The 17,345-nt window shown below is 49.5% G+C and carries 19 protein-coding genes; 10 read left to right on the top strand and 9 right to left on the bottom strand.

What is annotated here, in order from left to right; genetic code table 11:
- The first annotated feature begins 534 nt into the window (after positions 1-534).
- From rpmH to mnmE, 4 genes are all read left to right on the top strand, one after another.
- Positions 535-669 carry a 50S ribosomal protein L34 gene (rpmH, locus tag IR195_RS20435; RefSeq protein WP_009723348.1) on the top strand — a complete coding sequence of 45 codons (135 nt, stop codon included), beginning with the start codon at positions 535-537 and terminating at the stop codon, positions 667-669.
- Between the two features lie 13 nt (positions 670-682).
- Entirely contained in the window at positions 683-1,084 is a 402-nt protein-coding gene (gene rnpA / locus IR195_RS20430) for a ribonuclease P protein component (protein ID WP_125753364.1), read from the top strand.
- A gap of 115 nt (positions 1,085-1,199) precedes the next feature.
- Entirely contained in the window at positions 1,200-2,885 is a 1,686-nt protein-coding gene (gene yidC / locus IR195_RS20425; protein WP_206048466.1) for a membrane protein insertase YidC, read from the top strand.
- Positions 2,886-2,986: 101 nt separating this feature from the next.
- Positions 2,987-4,357, top strand: a complete 1,371-nt coding sequence (gene mnmE, locus IR195_RS20420) for a tRNA uridine-5-carboxymethylaminomethyl(34) synthesis GTPase MnmE (protein ID WP_125753358.1) — start codon at positions 2,987-2,989, stop codon at positions 4,355-4,357.
- 15 nt (positions 4,358-4,372) lie between these two features.
- Here mnmE and IR195_RS20415 read toward each other — a convergent pair whose 3' ends face one another.
- The 4 genes from IR195_RS20415 to rdgB form a co-directional block, all read right to left on the bottom strand.
- Positions 4,373-5,218 carry a 23S rRNA (adenine(2030)-N(6))-methyltransferase RlmJ gene (locus tag IR195_RS20415; protein WP_206048465.1) on the bottom strand — a complete coding sequence of 282 codons (846 nt, stop codon included), beginning with the start codon at positions 5,216-5,218 and terminating at the stop codon, positions 4,373-4,375.
- 94 nt (positions 5,219-5,312) lie between these two features.
- Positions 5,313-5,987 carry a YiaD family glycine zipper/OmpA-like lipoprotein gene (locus tag IR195_RS20410; RefSeq protein WP_089040124.1) on the bottom strand — a complete coding sequence of 225 codons (675 nt, stop codon included), beginning with the start codon at positions 5,985-5,987 and terminating at the stop codon, positions 5,313-5,315.
- A 48-nt stretch (positions 5,988-6,035) separates the two neighbouring features.
- On the bottom strand, positions 6,036-7,205 hold the full coding sequence (gene hemW, locus IR195_RS20405) for a radical SAM family heme chaperone HemW (RefSeq protein ID WP_125753352.1): 1,170 nt from the start codon (positions 7,203-7,205) through the stop codon (positions 6,036-6,038).
- Positions 7,198-7,806, bottom strand: coding sequence for an RdgB/HAM1 family non-canonical purine NTP pyrophosphatase (gene rdgB, locus IR195_RS20400; RefSeq protein WP_125753349.1), 609 nt, complete (start codon positions 7,804-7,806; stop codon positions 7,198-7,200). The genes hemW and rdgB overlap by 8 nt, the downstream gene beginning before the upstream one ends.
- Before the next feature lie 284 nt (positions 7,807-8,090).
- Here rdgB and IR195_RS20395 point away from each other — a divergent pair, with 284 nt between their 5' ends.
- From IR195_RS20395 to IR195_RS20370, 6 genes are all read left to right on the top strand, one after another.
- Positions 8,091-8,783, top strand: a complete 693-nt coding sequence (locus IR195_RS20395) for a response regulator transcription factor (RefSeq protein WP_125753346.1) — start codon at positions 8,091-8,093, stop codon at positions 8,781-8,783.
- A 22-nt stretch (positions 8,784-8,805) separates the two neighbouring features.
- Complete coding sequence (locus IR195_RS20390; protein ID WP_125753343.1) at positions 8,806-9,321, top strand: CsgE family curli-type amyloid fiber assembly protein; 516 nt, start codon at positions 8,806-8,808, stop codon at positions 9,319-9,321.
- A complete protein-coding gene (locus IR195_RS20385; RefSeq protein ID WP_125753340.1) occupies positions 9,321-9,737 on the top strand; it encodes a curli assembly protein CsgF in 417 nt (138 codons plus the stop codon). Before IR195_RS20390 ends, IR195_RS20385 begins: the two co-directional genes overlap by 1 nt.
- 73 nt (positions 9,738-9,810) lie before the next feature.
- Positions 9,811-10,641 carry a CsgG/HfaB family protein gene (locus IR195_RS20380; RefSeq protein ID WP_125753337.1) on the top strand — a complete coding sequence of 277 codons (831 nt, stop codon included), beginning with the start codon at positions 9,811-9,813 and terminating at the stop codon, positions 10,639-10,641.
- A 267-nt stretch (positions 10,642-10,908) separates the two neighbouring features.
- Entirely contained in the window at positions 10,909-11,457 is a 549-nt protein-coding gene (locus tag IR195_RS20375) for a hypothetical protein (RefSeq protein WP_125753334.1), read from the top strand.
- A gap of 61 nt (positions 11,458-11,518) precedes the next feature.
- Positions 11,519-12,280, top strand: coding sequence for a hypothetical protein (locus IR195_RS20370; protein ID WP_206048464.1), 762 nt, complete (start codon positions 11,519-11,521; stop codon positions 12,278-12,280).
- An 84-nt stretch (positions 12,281-12,364) separates the two neighbouring features.
- Here IR195_RS20370 and IR195_RS20365 read toward each other — a convergent pair whose 3' ends face one another.
- From IR195_RS20365 to IR195_RS20345, 5 genes are all read right to left on the bottom strand, one after another.
- Complete coding sequence (locus tag IR195_RS20365; RefSeq protein ID WP_146942213.1) at positions 12,365-12,742, bottom strand: hypothetical protein; 378 nt, start codon at positions 12,740-12,742, stop codon at positions 12,365-12,367.
- 76 nt (positions 12,743-12,818) lie between these two features.
- The gene (gene hemL / locus IR195_RS20360; RefSeq protein ID WP_146942215.1) at positions 12,819-14,099 is read right to left on the bottom strand and encodes a glutamate-1-semialdehyde 2,1-aminomutase; all 1,281 of its coding nucleotides are present in this window, start codon (positions 14,097-14,099) and stop codon (positions 12,819-12,821) included.
- Positions 14,100-14,135: 36 nt separating this feature from the next.
- On the bottom strand, positions 14,136-14,945 hold the full coding sequence (gene thiD, locus IR195_RS20355; RefSeq protein ID WP_206048463.1) for a bifunctional hydroxymethylpyrimidine kinase/phosphomethylpyrimidine kinase: 810 nt from the start codon (positions 14,943-14,945) through the stop codon (positions 14,136-14,138).
- Positions 14,945-15,376 (bottom strand): protoporphyrinogen oxidase HemJ, encoded by a 432-nt coding sequence (gene hemJ / locus IR195_RS20350; protein ID WP_206048462.1) that lies wholly within the window; start codon positions 15,374-15,376, stop codon positions 14,945-14,947. The genes thiD and hemJ overlap by 1 nt, the downstream gene beginning before the upstream one ends.
- A 25-nt stretch (positions 15,377-15,401) precedes the next feature.
- On the bottom strand, positions 15,402-17,189 hold the full coding sequence (locus IR195_RS20345; RefSeq protein ID WP_206048461.1) for a chloride channel protein: 1,788 nt from the start codon (positions 17,187-17,189) through the stop codon (positions 15,402-15,404).
- Positions 17,190-17,345: the final 156 nt, after the last annotated feature.

The following is a 17,345-nucleotide window of genomic DNA, read 5'->3' as shown; positions in this document are numbered from 1 at the left end:
CATCTCACCATCGGTTGAAAACGGCCGACCATTGTAGCGCCCAACGGACCGGTTATCCACACGCACTAATGCCTCTTTTTGCCTTGTGGACAACTATTCATAAGGCATAGGGAAAAGCTGGGAATCGATCAGGGACAAAGCTGTTTTGGTGTATTCTATAACCTGTTGAACACACCTAATTAACAGTTTATTTAAGGCTTATCCGAAGGTTATGCACAGATTTTTTATTTTTTTAAGCTGTTGATAAAAATAATCTAAAACAACTTATCCACAATAAGTATCCCCACTATTAATAACAGTAGGTTTTAAATAACCTCATTAGTAATAGTAGTGTCATGACAAGAAGCCACGATGGCGATGTGCACAGGGCCTCCATTGCCTTTTTAACGCTTTTTGTGCAAGGAAAAATTGCACCGGACGCGGGAAGTCTCTACAATTTCCGGTCTTGAATTGAAACTCCCCGGCTAGTTTCCTCACTGGACCGGGTCTTTTGGAATTCACTTTCCGTCCTAAACCACGTGGGAATAACGAGTTATGAAACGCACTTTTCAACCCAGCGTTCTCAAGCGCAAGCGCGCGCATGGCTTCCGTGCTCGTATGGCAACCAAAAACGGCCGTGCCGTTATCGCACGCCGCCGCGCCAAAGGCCGCAAGCGTCTGAGCGCCTGATCTCGGATTGCGTGTGCCGCATCAAGGCTTTCCCCGGTGCTTACGTTTGCTAAACGCTGGGGATTTTAGTCACGTGTTCGAACAAGCAGACCTGAAGGTTCATGGCAAAGGTATGATGGCGTTAGCGCGTTTGAGTACCCGGGGACATCCCCGCATTGGACTGGTAGTCAGCAAAAAGAATGTGAAGCTCGCTGTTGATCGCAACCGCTTTAAGCGACTCGTGAGAGAATCTGTTCGCCTCCGCCAAGATCACTTACCCTCTGTGGATATCGTGATACTGGCAAAGCGCGGTGTTCAAGATATTGATAACGAGACGCTGAATCGCCAGCTAAATGGCATGTGGAAACGGCTTCAGCGTGACGCACAGGCGGTGTCTGTATCACTCCCGCCTAATGGCGTAACACGTGACGCTTGACGACACACCTCGCCGCTCGACCTCGGCCTGCCGTCTGGCAGGCTTTCGTGTGTCATGGGTCGAGTAAATGACACTGCGCCATTAGCATGTTCACCACCCATCGGGCAGAACCCTCATGGACGTAAAACGACTTTTATTACTGATTCCACTGGCAGTACTTGCCTACCTATTGGTTGTACAGTGGAATCAGGATTATGGGCAAATAAGCGTCGATTCGACGCCTGAAATTACCCAAAACAGCAACGACTCATCCGCCAACAATGTTGGCAGTGATGATTTATCGGTTCCCAGTTCGTCGGCTCCCCAAAATGCCATTAGTGAAGGCATGCCGGGAGAAGCAGAAAGTAACTCGTCTAGCCGAGACTTTATTGCTGTCACTACCGACGTTCTCGACGTACGTATTGACCCACATGGTGGCGATATCGTGTACGCTGCCCTACCGCAGCATAAGCTAACGCAGGATTCAGATCGTAACTACGTGTTGCTTTCTGATAACTCAACGCGTAGCTACGTCGCTCGTTCGGGTCTTCAACTGGACGGCCAGGCTAGCCGCATTGCTTTCACGCCCGAGCGTACCGAGTACCGCTTAGGAAACGATGAAGAGCAGCTAAGTGTTGATTTAACAGCGGAAGTTAACGGCGTTGAGGTTATTAAGCGATTGACGTTTAAGCGCGGCGACTACGCGGTCAACGTTAGTTACTATTTAGCCAACAACACCGAGTCACCGATTAGCGCACGCTTTATCGGTCAACTGGCGCGCGATAATAGCCCTGACCCCTCAAGTGGCGTCTCTATGGGTATGAAATCGTATCTAGGTGCAGCCTACTCTACCCCTGATGCGCGCTACGAAAAAATCGACTTCGACGATATTCAAAGCCATAACTTTGAAAATCGTGAGGCGCAGGGTGGCTGGATTGCGATGATCCAACACTACTTCGTATCTGCCTGGGCGCCGGCGCAAAACCAGCAAAACCTCTACTATGTCACTACCGATTCACGGGATCGTAATGTCGTAGCGTTTGCTGGCCCCACGAGCAGTGTGGCCGCTGACGGCGAGGCAACGCTAAGTGCAACGCTGTACATGGGACCCAAGGTTCAAGACTATCTTGAACAAGTCGCTCCCAATCTACGCTTAACCGTCGATTACGGTTGGCTGTGGTTTATCGCTAACCCGCTGTTCTGGTTACTGGATAAGATCCACGACATCGTTGGCAACTGGGGCTGGTCAATTGTACTGCTGACCGTACTCGTGAAACTGGTGCTGTTCCCGCTATCCGCCAAAGCCTACAAGTCAATGGCGCGTATGCGTAAACTTGGCCCGGAAATGCAGCGTCTCAAAGAGATGTATGGCGATGATCGCCAGAAAATGTCTCAAGAGATGATGAAGTTCTACCAGAAAGAGAAGATCAATCCGCTGGGTGGTTGTTTGCCGATTCTGGTGCAAATGCCGGTATTTATCGCCCTGTACTGGATGTTGCTTGAGTCCGTTGAGCTGCGCCATGCGCCGTTTATGTTCTGGATTCAGGATCTCTCGGTGAAAGACCCCTACTTCATCTTGCCGATTTTGATGGGTATCTCGATGTTTGTTCAGCAAATGCTGAATCCGACACCGCCAGATCCTATGCAGGCGAAGATCATGAAGATGTTGCCGATTATCTTCACCTTCTTCTTCCTATGGTTCCCAGCTGGTCTGGTTATCTACTGGGTCGTCAACAACATCATCTCGGTGGCGCAGCAGTACTTCATTACGCGTAACATTGAGAATGATCCCAACGTCGGCAAAGGGTTGCGAACCAAGTAACACGCTCCCTTATGCTACCTCCAGACCCCCGCCTTTGCGGGGGTCTGGCGTTTTAGGATGAACAACGCGACAATCTTCGCCATACACCAACGAGAAGCGCCATGGCCGATCGACTTTACACCCAAGACACCATTACCGCTCTGGCAACTCCTCCTGGCCGCGGCGGTGTTGGCATTATTCGCGTCTCAGGCCCTGCCTGCCGCGATATCGCAGCCGCTGTACTTGGCCACTGCCCCTCCCCTCGTTACGCTCACTATGGCCCTTTTTATGCCGCTGAAAGCGTGATTGATGAAGGCATTGCGCTACTGTTCAACGGCCCCCACTCATTTACGGGTGAGGACGTGCTTGAACTGCAAGGACATGGCGGGCCAATCATTATGGATATGCTGCTTGAACGCTGCCTACAGCTTGGCGCACGCCTCGCACGCCCAGGTGAGTTTTCAGAGCGTGCTTTTCTAAACGACAAGCTGGATCTAGCCCAAGCCGAAGCCATTGCCGATCTGATAGATGCCACTTCCCGTTCCGCTGCCGAAAATGCCGTACGCTCGCTACAAGGTGAGTTTTCCCAGCGTATATCGACATTAGTGGAGCGACTGATTGAGTTACGGGTATACGTCGAAGCGGCGATTGATTTCCCTGAGGAGGAAATCGACTTTTTAGCCGATGGCCACGTTGCCAATCGTTTAGACAGCGTTCAGCAAGCGCTAATGGCGGTTCGCAAAGCCGCAGGGCAAGGGGCACTGTTACGTGAAGGAATGAGCGTGGTGATTGCTGGACGGCCCAATGCCGGTAAGTCTAGCTTGCTCAATGCATTGACCGAACAAGATACCGCTATCGTCACGGATATTGCTGGCACCACCCGTGACGTACTGAGGGAATATATCCATATTGATGGCATGCCGTTGCATATAATCGACACCGCCGGGCTGCGCGACACTCCCGATGCCGTAGAGAAAATCGGCGTTGCCCGTGCTTGGGAAGAGATCGAAAAAGCCGACCGCGTGCTGCTATTGGTAGATGCCTCCACTACCGATGCGACCGATCCTATGACTATTTGGCCAGAATTTGTCGCCAGACTCCCCGATCAAACACGCCTGACACTGGTGCGAAATAAAATCGATACCAGCGCCGAACCAGCGGGCATTGATTTATCCACAACCCCGCCAACGATCAGGCTATCCGCCAAAACCGGCATGGGTGTGGATAACTTAAAAACCCATCTAAAAGATATTATGGGCTTTTCTGCGACAACCGAGGGACGATTTTCAGCCCGCCGTCGCCATTTAGACGCCTTAGATCGCGCTATGGCGGCACTAGACACCGGACGTGCCCAGCTAGATGGCTACGGAGCCGGGGAATTGCTGGCCGAAGACTTGCGCGATGCTCAGCAGGCGTTAGGCGAAATTACCGGTGAATTCAGCGCTGACGACCTGCTCGGTGAAATCTTTGGCAGTTTTTGTATTGGTAAATAACACACGGCCAACCGGCTATTCGCCTACCAGCCACTCTGATCGATAGTCACTATCTGAGCCTAGCAGCGGCGTAATGTGGGCCATCGCCGCCGCTAGACGCTCATCCAATCCCCAAGGCGGGTTAATCACTAGCATTCCACTACCGTACATGCCATGGCTTTGCTCGCTTGGTGCATGGCGTTGAAGCTCGCTACGCCAAATTTTACGAATGCCGCTCTCCTTCAAACCGTCTAGCAGCGAGTGATGGTGGCCTGCTGGTAACAGTGGATACCACACCAGTAGCACCGCATGCCGCGCTTTGGCTAGGCTATAGGTCACCGCATCAACTACCTCTAAATATTCCGCTTTACGTTCGTAGCTAGGGTCAATCAGTACGCATAAACGAGGGGTTGCAACCGGTATTAGCGTACTCAAGCCTGTCAGGCCATCCCCATAAATTCGCTGCGCCTGCGGGGAAAGCAATTGGCTGCTTAAGTGCTCATGCTCACCAGGGTGAAGCTCAAATAACGTTAGGCGATCCTGCTCACGAAGCGCCTGAGAAAGCCACCAAGGTGAGCCAGGGTAATGGGTCAGCTCAGATGCATGGGGCTGGGCAGTTAGCAACGTGGTTAGCCAACCTCTCAATAAAGGGTCAGTTAGCTGTTCACTCGCTTTCCACAGCGGCCAAATGCCCTCACGGTATTCTTGAAGCCGCTGAGTCTCTTTGGTGTTAAGTGGATAGAGGCCTCGTCCCGCATGAGTATCTATATATGTAATGGCTGTTTTTTTACGTAATAGATAATCAGCCACCGCGTAAAGCGTTAAATGTTTCTGCACATCGGCAAAGTTACCGGCATGGTAAGCGTGTTGGTAAGACAGCATAGTCGCTCGCTAACAGAGAATCGAAAAAAGCCCGCTATGTGAGCATAGCGGGCGTTTATCGGCAATGCCGAGGTTAGCTTATCAATCGTTAGCGTTAACCCTGGCCATTCCCGGTGGGAGTCAAGGTAATTTCAACACGGCGGTTTTGCGCACGGCCTTGTTCAGAATTATTGCTAGCAACCGGCTGGTTGGCCCCGTATCCCATGGTGTTTAATCGAGCCGAGGATACGCCATTTTGGCTAAGGTAATTACCCACAGACTGGGCACGGCGCTCAGACAGGCGCTGGTTATAGTTTGCATCTCCGGTGCTATCAGTGTGGCCAGCAATATTGACGCGGGTATCCTGGTACTGGGTCAGTACATTCGCTACTTGGTTAAGAGAGTTACGCGCCTCGCTGGTAAGCTCAGCAGAGTCGAAACCAAACGTAACGCCGCTGGGCATATTAAGCACAATATCGTCACCGCGACGATCAATCTCAATACGCGAGCCCTGGAGATTTTGGCGCAGCTGTTGCTCCTGACGATCCATATACACGCCTATGCCGGCACCCGCTGCAGCACCTACCGCCGCACCAATCAATGCACGATCACGACGGCTAGTGCTGCCATCGCCAGACAGCGCACCAGCGGCAGCGCCAATAGCCGCGCCAATGCCAGATCCCATCGCAGTGCTAGAGCGCTGCGTCTGACCGCCATAAGGGTCCGAGGTAGCACAACCAGCTAACAAAATGGCTGCTGCCAGCGGGGTCAGTAGTCGAGAAATACGCATCACTCACTCCTTGATAATCTTCAGGGTAATAGCTTTATATATCGCTGATCACTCATCGCTTATTAATGTCAGCAATTCGTTCAAGAATAATAGACCTTGAGGCGATGCACGCAGCTTTTCGGGCATTTCCATTAAAAGTCCTTTTTCATACGCACTTTGTAACCGTGAAAGTAACACGTCTTGTGGCTGCCCTGTGTAAGCCGTCCAGACATCCATTGTGACGCCATCGGTTAAACGTAACGCATTCATCGCAAACTCAAGGGGTAGTTCCTGCGTTGCTATCGGCTGCTTGCCAGCCACAAAGCCACGCGGATCATTTGCACGGCGTAAATACGCCTCTGGCTGACGCGTCTTCCAGCGCCTTTCAATATGCCGCTGACCCTGGCTATCAACCGTCGTCAGTTTTCCATGCGCTCCCGCCCCAATTCCCAAATAATCGCCAAACTGCCAATAATTGATGTTGTGGCGGCTTTGTTGACCCGCTCGCGCGTAGGCGGAAATTTCATAGCGCCGCAAACCAGCTTGCTCAAGGCGTTGGTGGCCAGCTTCTTGAATGTCCCAGAGAGCCTCTTCTTCTGGTAACACAGGCGGATGAGAGAAAAACGCCGTATTCGGTTCAAGCGTTAACTGATACCAGGAGAGATGCTCAGGCTCTAGAGCCAATGCCTGTTCAATATCCTCCATCGCTTGAGTCGGGGTTTGTTTAGGTAACCCATGCATTAAATCAATATTGAGATTATCAAACCCAGCTTCACGCGCCTGGCGAACAGCATTGACCGCTTCTTGGCCGCTATGAATACGCCCCAACGCGCTAAGCTGCTCAGGGCGAAAGCTCTGAACTCCTAAAGACAAGCGATTGATCCCGGCTTCTCGATAACCAATAAAACGCTGCTGCTCGGTCGTGCCAGGATTCGCTTCAAGGGTAATTTCGATAGTAGAGGAGAACGGTAACCGAAGGCGTATCTCTTTGAACAATTGATCGTAAAAAGCAGGTGATAACAGGCTTGGCGTGCCACCACCAATAAAGATAGTTTGAATTTCTCTTTCACTTGCTAACGATAAATCACCCTCCAAATCATTGAGCAGGGCATTTAAATAAGCCGCTTCGGGCAACTCGTCATTACTAGGCTCATGGGAATTAAAGTCACAGTACGGGCACTTACGTACGCACCATGGCGTATGAATATATAGCGATAAGGGAGGCAGTAATTCAGCCATGCGCCACCTTCAACAGCTCAACCAAGCCCTGTAATGCTCGCCCACGATGACTAAGTCGGTTCTTGGTTTCACTGGATAGCTCGGCAACACTCATTCCTTGATCCGGTAGCCAGAAAAGAGGGTCATAGCCAAAACCGCCATTACCTCGTGGATGCGCCAGAATTTCACCTTCCCAACTGCGTTGCACGATAACAGGTACGGGATCTTCTGCATGACGCAAGTAGACCAATACGCACCAATAACGCCCACTACGTTGACCCTCAGCATAGCTGCTGAGCGACGTTAATAATTTCTCATTATTGCGCTCGTCACTTTTAGGCTCACCGGCATAACGCGCTGAATAGATACCTGGCGCACCATGAAGTGCATCCACCTCAAGGCCTGAGTCGTCTGCCAATGCAGGCAACCCACTGATTCTACTTGCCTCACGAGCTTTCAGAAGTGCGTTTTCAACAAAAGTAAGCCCTGTTTCCTCCACATCGCCTACTCCAAATTCGGATTGCGCACGAACATCTAACCCAAGGGGTGTTAGTAATTGATTGAATTCTTTTAATTTTCCTACATTTCCGCTGGCTAAAACTAAGGTATTTGACGATGCCATAACGATATCTCCGAAAAGGAAGGTAATGAGTTTACTTGTCTCAAATTTCTTCTAAAGCAAGCCTTTTGTTACTCAATGTAAACATGCAGATCTAATTTAAATATTCCTTATATTAAAAAATAAATAAATTTAAATCATATAGTTAACATTTATATTTCCAAAAAGCATATATATGTTCAAATTATTTTTGCCAAACAACTAATAACAAAACTTTACGAAATGTATCTTATAGGCAACACTTCTGAGAGCACCTGCTCACTCTTTCTTTCCACGAGGGCTTCCCAATGTCACAGGAAAAGACCATAGGTTTGGTGTATCTCATTACCGAAAAAAGTCCGCAATCACAGCTATTTGCAGACTATTTACATGATCACACCAATTGCTCAATTAGCATTTACTCGCCTGACGTCACCATACCCTCTTCACCTGTCGAAAAGCTGCTCATCCTAATTGATAGTGACCATATTAGTGTAGAGGCATTGCCAGAGTGGCAAGAGAAACTGCCAGAAGCGCTTACAAAAGTCCCCCTAGCCGCTTTCAATATTCGCGATATGGACCATGCGCTAGAAGCGCTCTCATGCGCTCAATTGAAAGGGGTATTTTATCGCAATGAGAGCTTAGAGGTATTTTGCAAAGGTATCCACGCGTTACTTGATGATGAGCTGTGGATGTCTCGAGATTTAATGGCGCGCCTGATTCTTTTTTATCGCAAGTATCAAAGCAACGCGTTCCGTCCAGCCTGTGGATTAACCAATCGAGAAATGGAAATTATCTCTTTATTAAGCGCGGGTTCTTCTAACCAGCAGATTGCCGACAAGTTATTTGTAAGTGAGCACACCGTCAAGTCTCATCTTTATAACATTTTCCGAAAAATAAACGTCCACAATCGTATTCAAGCACTTAACTGGATCCATCAGAACCTTGGACCAATTCTTCCTAATATAGAAACCGCACGTAGTTTACAACGTCATCGGTAGATTTTTAAAAGGGTATATAGCTATGAATTTACATCGCTATTTACTGGTCATTTTTATCAGTTTTCTTGCATTAACGACTGATACATTTGCCAATGAAAAAAACAATTCTCCCCGCGCATTAGCCGCCAACGAACAGGAAGAAGTTAACGCTATTAACCAACTATCAAGTCCGGATGGCCCAGAAATTCAAGGACAACGAAATAGAGGTAGTGAACTTACCGGCATCATGGTCGACCGTACCGTCACCATGGCAGGTAAGACCTTTTATCGCGCTTTCAGTCAGCGGGCAATGGATAACCTCATTATCGGTAATGCCACGATTACCATTCAAGAACGTCCCGATGCCCGCTGGGGCAGCCAAATTGCCATCGTGGAAGGCAATCGGATGTACTTCAGAACACAGCTCTCTCCCAGGATTAGCGAAGCTGACCGCGTAGCAGGAGAAGCTGTCAATATCGTTGAGGAGGCACTTCTCCAGCAGCAGCTGGCATCTGCTCTTACCTCAGATAAAGACTTGGGAAAAGAGGAGTTATTCTAATGAAAAACTATAGAAAAACAGCTTGCGCTACGTTCATAGTATTAATGGGAATAAGTGTTCACGCGCAATCAGGGGATTTAATTTATAAACCTATTAATCCTTCTTTTGGCGGCGACCCTTTTACAGGTAGTTACCTGTTAGGTAAAGCCCAGTCGCAAGATACCAATACAGATCCAAATGCACGTAGGGGGCAAACATTATCATCCACTGAGCGCTTATTACAAAGTTTAGAAAGTCGGTTGATATCACAGCTCATTTCCGATGTTAGCCGCGGTGAAGTCAGTGAAGGTAGCTTCGATAGCGATGAGTTCGGCGTTGTCGTAAGTGACAATAGCGGACAACTAATTGTGCGTGTTGTGGATAAAGTTACTGGAGATGTAACAGAGATTAGCGTTGGCGGCCTATTTAACCCTTAACAACAACATCGATACCAATCGCTAAAAAACCAGTAATAACGACTAACGCTATCTGCTTTGTCAGGGGATCATTATGAAAATTATCGCCTCAATTGTCATCGCGAGCCTGCTGAGTGGCTGTGCAGGAATGGTGGCAACGTCTGAAAATTTAGAAGGTGCTGAAGCAACACTCACACCTAGAGGAGCTACCTACCAGGATCTTGTATCGCTCCCGCCACCGTCAGGAAAGATATTTGTCTCTGTGTATGATTTTCGTGATCAAACAGGGCAATATCGGCCAGCCCCCGCCAGCACGTTTTCAACGGCGGTAACCCAAGGGGCTGCAGCTATGCTTACCGGGGCCCTATCTGACTCTGGCTGGTTTATCCCGCTTGAACGTGTTGGATTACAAAACTTGTTAACAGAACGCCGTATTATTCGCGCGGAGTTCGAACGCTTTGGGCAGCCCGATACGCTGCCATCGTTAAGAGCAGCGTCGGTGATGTTAGAGGGTGGCATTATTGCTTATGAATCGAACGTACGAACTGGAGGAGCCGGTGCCGAATATTTTGGCATTGGGGCATCAGGCCAGTACCAGGTCGATCAGGTGACGGTGAACTTACGTGCGGTGGAAATCTCAACAGGCGAAATATTAGCTAACGTCACCACCACCAAGACTATCTATTCCAAAGAGCTACGCGCAGGGGTTTATCGCTTTATTGATTTCAGGCGCTTATTAGAGGCCGAAGCAGGTATAACCACAAATGAACCGGTTCAGCTCGCGGTAATGTCGGCGATAGAATCTGCTGTCATTCACCTTGTAGCGAGAGGTATCGAGAATCGATTATGGAATCTTGCTCCCGGAACCAATATTCAAAACACCATTTTAGATGACTATCTTAATGCACCGATACCTATGCTTTAGTAAAAATTAATCAAGGGAACACTACTAAAATAAAACTATAAAAAACAATGGCCACTCGATCGAGTGGCTTTTTTTATTAAAACAGAAAACTCAACATAATTAAAACACTAGTACTATAAGAATCAAAAAAATAGAAAATACACAATATAACTTACGTTAAGCATATAACCACAGCATTAAAAAAACTTCCTATGGCGCCATTCTTAGAATGGTCCAAACTCAATCCATGAAACAAAAGGACACATTGAGTTTCAGAAGGAATTAAAAATGAAACATTTTAGCTATCGGCTCAGAACAACTACAACGAAAAAAACTCGTTGTCGTGCTGCGATCACGATAGCTATTGCTCTGCTGACTTTTTCTTCTGTGTTACAAGCCAATGAGAATGAAAGCGACTTATTCGATAGAAGTGCAAGAGTTACTCAGTTTGCGGCTATTGATAATGCCGCACTACACAGCAATCTAAGCATCATTCGTCAACAAGGTAACAATAATAAAGCAAGTGTTGCTCAGTCACGTTCAGTGAGTTATCAGCTCTCTAATTTTGCCTACGTCGATCAAGTCGGCAATGGTAATCAAGCAAGCATAATGCAAAGTAACGGAAATAATACCGGAATTATTTGGCAAGTAGGCGATGACAATACCGCCTCTATTAATCAGCAAGGTAATAACGTCTCGTATAAAGCCGATATTTATCAAAACGGATTTAAAGGTGACGTTTCGATTTCACAATCGGGCAGTGGCTTACGTGCTGTAAGTGTCCAGCAACAGAATCTTTCGGGCAATGCACGACCAGTCACTATCGATACCTACTGAGTCGCCAGCTGCTTCTCAGTAAACAACCAAAGCAAGTCGATCGAAAAAAAGGGGAAACACAATGAAAACTCAAATGACCGTTATCGCTGCTGCTGTTGCAATGGCTGTTAGTTTCTCTAGCCAAGCGCGTGACTTTGATAACTCTACAACAAACCCTGCTGCTAACGCAGGCTCAAACCCCGCGTTTGAAAATCAGCAAGATATCCGTGAGGGCATGAACGGCTTTGATCGTGATGCAATGCGGACTTCGCTTATTTTCCAGACTGGTAACAACAACATGGCTGAAACTGATCAGTATGATGATGAGCAATACTCCCGTGTTGGCCAGGAAGGTAATAACAACAACTCTTATGTGTATCAAAGCGGCGATCAGCATGAGTCGATTGTTTATCAGATAGGCAATCATAATGATTCAAACGTCGTGCAAGATGGTGGCAGCCTTAACGACTCTTATGTACGTCAACAAGGCGACAACAACAGCTCTAATGTTGCTCAATTCTTGAACACTGCGCAAAGCGACTCAATTATTGAGCAGTTCGGTAACGGAAACGATGCTGACGTTTATCAAGCATTAAATACTGACGAAACCTGGAGCTTTATCCATCAAGATGGCAACGACAATGAAGCCAATGTCCTTCAGGTTGAAGCAGATCTGAGCGCCTCCTATATTTTCCAAGGTGGCGACGGTCATATCGCGAATGTCTTCCAGACAGGCAATAGCAACGTGTCAACCATTCGCCAGAACACCGTTGGTGGTAGCGCAGCTTCAGCAACTCACTTCCAGGCGGGTAACAATAACTCTGCTATCTCTACTCAGTGGTAAACATCTTTGTGGGTACTTTTATAAATACTTTTTAAGTACTTACTTAGCTCAGGAAACCGCCCCTCTTTGGGGCGGTTTTTTTATTTAACGCACCATTACCGTTAACGTGCTGCCTTTTCCTTGGGTAGCAGAACGCGAGCGGTTACCGCCTTTAAGAATATCGACTTCTAGGCGATCATCTTCGCTGAGTAGTTTTACCGTCCCCTCTAGTGTAGTGCCTTCAAAGGTAAATTCAGCGGGCACTGTGCCGCGTGTTTCGGGGTGTTCAATGGTTTCATCGTTATGAGTAATGCGCCACTGGGCTGAGAATTCCGCGCCTGGTGTGCCGCCCATGGTGATATGAATCTGAGTCATATCTTGCTCCTGTGCGGCCGTCCCTGTTAGCGGTAGGCCAAAGGTGAGAACAGCGGTTAACAATAGGTTGTTAAAACGTGAAGAGTGCCAAGCTGGTTGTCGTTTCATAATGTGCTTACCTCACTAACTACAGAGCCGCTCGGTAGGAGCGGCTCTTAAAGTGTAGCAGGCGCTTTACTTGATGTTACATAACCGCAAAGGCTTTTTCCGCAGCATCCAACGTCAGCTGAATATCTTCGGGCGTGTGGGCACTCGACATAAAGCCAGCTTCATAGGCCGAAGGCGCGAGGTACACACCGTGATCAAGCATGGCACCAAAGAAACGACGGAAAGCATCGGGATTGCAAGCGGTTGCCTGCGCAAAGTTATCCACACGGGATTGCGACGTAAAGAAAACGCCAAACATGCCACCTGCGGATTGGGTCATCATCGGTACGCGGGCAGCGTTGGCACGCTCTTGCAAACCGGTACACAACGTTTGCACCCGTTGAGTCAACGCGTCATGGAAACCAGGCACCTTTAGCTTGGTTAGTAGAGCAACCCCGGCAGCCATGGCCAGCGGGTTACCGGACAGCGTACCCGCTTGATAAACCGGCCCCAACGGCGAGATATTCTGCATAATTTCTTGTTTACCGCCAAACGCCCCAACGGGCATGCCGCCACCAACGATTTTACCTAGGCAGGTAAGATCAGGCGTAACAGCGTAATGTGCCTGAGCGCCACCTAAAGCGACGCGAAAACCGGTCATGACTTCATCAAAAATCAAAATACTACCGGATTCATTGCACACTCGGCGCAGCGTTTCTAGGAAACCTGGCTGGGGAGGAATGCAGTTCATATTGCCCGCGACCGGCTCCACGATAATGCAGGCAATTTGCTCTCCGATCTCTGCAAAGCACGCCTCCACCCCTTCAGGATCGTTATACGAGAGCGTGATGGTATGCTCAGCCAGTGAGGCAGGCACGCCTGGCGAGCTAGGTTCCCCGTGGGTTAACGCACCTGACCCCGCTTTGACGAGCAATGAATCAGAATGGCCGTGGTAGTTACCTTCAAACTTGACGATTTTATCGCGTCCCGTTGTTCCGCGCGCAAGGCGAATGGCCGACATCGTCGCTTCGGTGCCTGAGCTGGTCATACGCACCATTTCCATGGAAGGAATCATGTCACAGATCAGATCAGCCATGGTGGTTTCGACAGCGGTCGGCGTACCGAAGGAGAGGCCGTTATCTAACCGTGCTCGCACGGCGGCCAGTACATCCTGATCGGCATGCCCAGTGATCATCGGGCCCCATGAGCCGATATAGTCTACGTAGCGGTTACCTTCCACATCGAATAAGTAGGCACCCTGAGCACGTTCCATAAAAACAGGCGGGCGATGGAGGCCTTTAAAAGCACGAACAGGGGAATTAACCCCCCCCGGAATGTGACGACTGGCGAGGTCAAATAATTCTGCAGATGTGGTCATGGCATCCTCAACATTAATGGCTTACTGCCAATGAGATCAAAAGCGTACGGGGCGTGGCAAGCGTTTCGGTAAACACTGTCCGCTAGGGGGTTGATAACCATGAGACAAACTCTCCCAGGTAAAGTGCTGGGCTTGCTCGCAAGCAGTTGGTAAGCGCTCACCAACGGCTAAACGAGCCGCAAGCGCCGAGGCCAATGTACAGCCTGACCCGTGAAATACTTCTGGCAAACGTGGCCACTGCCATTGGCGCGTGGTGTCAGGAGAGTGCAGCGTGTGCACAACCTGTTGCGTATAACCCGGGAGTGGATCGTCGGTGGCGGTCACAAGAACGCCTTGGCAACCCTGCGCCAGCAACGCAACCGCACGTGCAGTGTCATCCAAAGGATCTGTTATCTCAGGCGTCAGCGCAGCAAGTTCAAACCGATTGGGCGTTACTATATCCACAAGCGGTAGCAAACGCTCAATATAAAGTTGCTGCAAAGCGGGTGTGGATAACTTAGCGCCACCACCTGCTTTTAATACTGGGTCTGCGACGACAGGAATTCCTGGAAAACGGCGGATAATTTGTTCCGCTGCACGTAGCGTCGCCTCATCAGCCAACAGCCCCAACTTAATAGCCGCAATTTGCATATCACCTAATGCTTCCGCCATTTGCCTCATTACAGCAGGTTCTGCAGGCAGGGTGCGTATCACGTTATGGCAATTTTGAACGGTCAGTGCAGTTGGAATGGTAACTGCCCAGCCACCACAGGCGGCTATCGCTTCGCTATCGGCCACTAACCCAGCCCCCCCGGTGGGGTCATGGCCAGCTAATACTAAAACAACGGGAGGAAGAGGTCGGCGCATCAAAAGGGCTTCACTACCGCCAGAATAACGATTGCGATTAATGCAATCACGGGCGCTTCGTTAAACCAGCGGAAAAACACATGGCTTTTGGTGCAACGGGCTTGATCAAATTGCTTCAAATAAATTAAGCAAACATGATGATAGGCGATTAATAGTGCAACAAGCGTTAACTTAGCGTGCATCCACCCTTGGCTCAACCAATTGGGTACAAGATAAAGCATCCAGCCACCAAATATTAGCACCATGATCATCGATGGCGTCATAATCCCACGGTACAACTTACGCTCCATGGTTTTAAAGTAAGTGATCGCTTGCTCATCGCCTGCATCCCGCGCCATGGCGTGGTACACATACAGGCGCGGTAAATAAAATAGCGCGGCAAACCAGGTAACAACCGCCATCAAATGAATGGCCTTTACCCATAAATACATGGTCTCTCCTTAGGCGTTGGGCTCATTACTGGGAATCAGCACCGCGGGGGTCAGTGTAGTGATAATAACGTTCGATAGCGCCACGCGTAATGATACCTGAAATTCGCTGCTGCTTTGGCCGATAACCATGCACGACATAGAGTGCGCCTAGCGCATTGTCCTGAAGTTTTAGAAACGCTTCCGATAGCGTTGCTTGTAAGCCGATAGGTGCCATTTCAAGCCGCTGCCCAGGGATCTCAAGCAAATCGATGAACTCGTCTTCTGGTGGGGCTTCGTCTTGCAGCGCTTCATCATGCTCCAGTAACCAGCGCGCAAGCTCAGCGGCCTTCAGCGCCAACACGGGTTTTTCTGCACTAGAGCGCTCAATAACCAGCCATACAGGATTCGTTTCCAATAGGCGCCGTGCCTGATCAGGCGTAATCATTCGATCTGTGCGCACTAAGTGGCGCTCCATTACCGCCGGCACCGATACCCGCGAAAGTGCCTGCATTAAAGGTTGCTGTAACGGATGTAAGCCGTAGCGCACCGTGCTAATAAAAAAGCCCTCGCAACCGGTAAGCTGACGAGATGTTAGGCAAGCAACCACCACAACGAGCATGCCAGGCAACATGACATGTGGCGAATGCGTTAGCTCAAGCAGCGCCATCAAGGCGGCAAGCGGTGCTTGCAATACAGCGCCCATCATTGCCGCCATGCCCAACATGGCATAAATACCGGGGTCTGCCGCTTTATCTGGCCATACCCAACCGCCCAGCATCCCCCCTAAAGCACCGGTGGCAGCGCCAACCACTAGCACGGGGCCGATAATGCCGATGGGAACACCACCTGCCACGGTGAATGCAGTAATCAATAACTTAGCAATCATCAATGCCAACAGTACGGTAATCGCTAGCTGATTATTCAACATAGCCGCAACGCTGTCGTAACCAATGCCTTGCACTTCAGGAAACCACCACGCAACAGCGCCTGTTATCACCCCAACAGCACCTAACCTAAGCCATAGCGGCCACTGCTGTAGGTACTGACTGCGCGAAATATGAATAAATAAGCCCGCCAGCAGGCCGATCACCAAACCAATAATAACCACCCAAGGCACGTTCATTAGCGAGCCAAGGGCAACTTCAGGAATGCGAAACGCCGGTTCATTGCCATACACCAATTGAGCGACCAATGCCCCCATGGTAGAGGCGAGTATCACCGGCATAAAGCTCATCAGGGTGTATTCCATCATCACCACTTCCATGGCGAAAATCACCCCTGCGATTGGCGTATTAAATGATGCGGATATACCTGCCGCCGTACCGCAAGCAACTAGCACCCGTAAACTGTTATTGGGCAAGCGAAGCTTGAGACCTAGACCACTGGATGCCGCTGCGCCCAGATGAATGGCAGGGCCTTCACGTCCTGCAGAGAGACCACCCAGTACAGACACAACGCCCACCCACCACTGGTTAAGCCAGTTGCGCATAGGGAAACGCCCCTGGTGATAGGTGAGACGCTCAATCACATGGCCAACACCTAACTTACGGGCGGCAGCCTTTTGGCGATAGAGCAGTGTGCCAATCAACGTCACCGCAATCATCGGCAACAGTGCACGAAGCCATGGTGCGAGTCCTTCAAAAGCCTCTGGGTTGCCTTCAGGCATATAAAGGGCAGCGCCGACCTCTAGCAATAAGCGAAAAGCCACCATCACCGCGCCTGTGATCACCCCTGACACTAACCCCAGCACACACAGCTGAGGCAGGGCATCAACATTCGCCAGTTGGCGACGAAAACTTTCTAAGGTGAAATCTGACCGGGAAAAACGTGCCACAACGTCCGTCCTTGCGCCTATTATTCGTTTTTACGCATCATGTTCGCATTAGTGAACATATGCCTGTTTCCCTATAGCGCTCTTACGCGCTTGCTCTCTTGTGTATCATAGCTAGCTACAGTTCAACAGCCTGAGGTATCTCATTAGGCTGTTAAT

Source organism: Vreelandella venusta (genome assembly GCF_015689495.1).
Taxonomy (GTDB): Bacteria; Pseudomonadota; Gammaproteobacteria; order Pseudomonadales; family Halomonadaceae; genus Vreelandella; species Vreelandella venusta.
The sequence above is the reverse complement of the archived record's forward strand: the minus strand, read 5'-3'. Positions and strand labels throughout refer to the sequence as shown.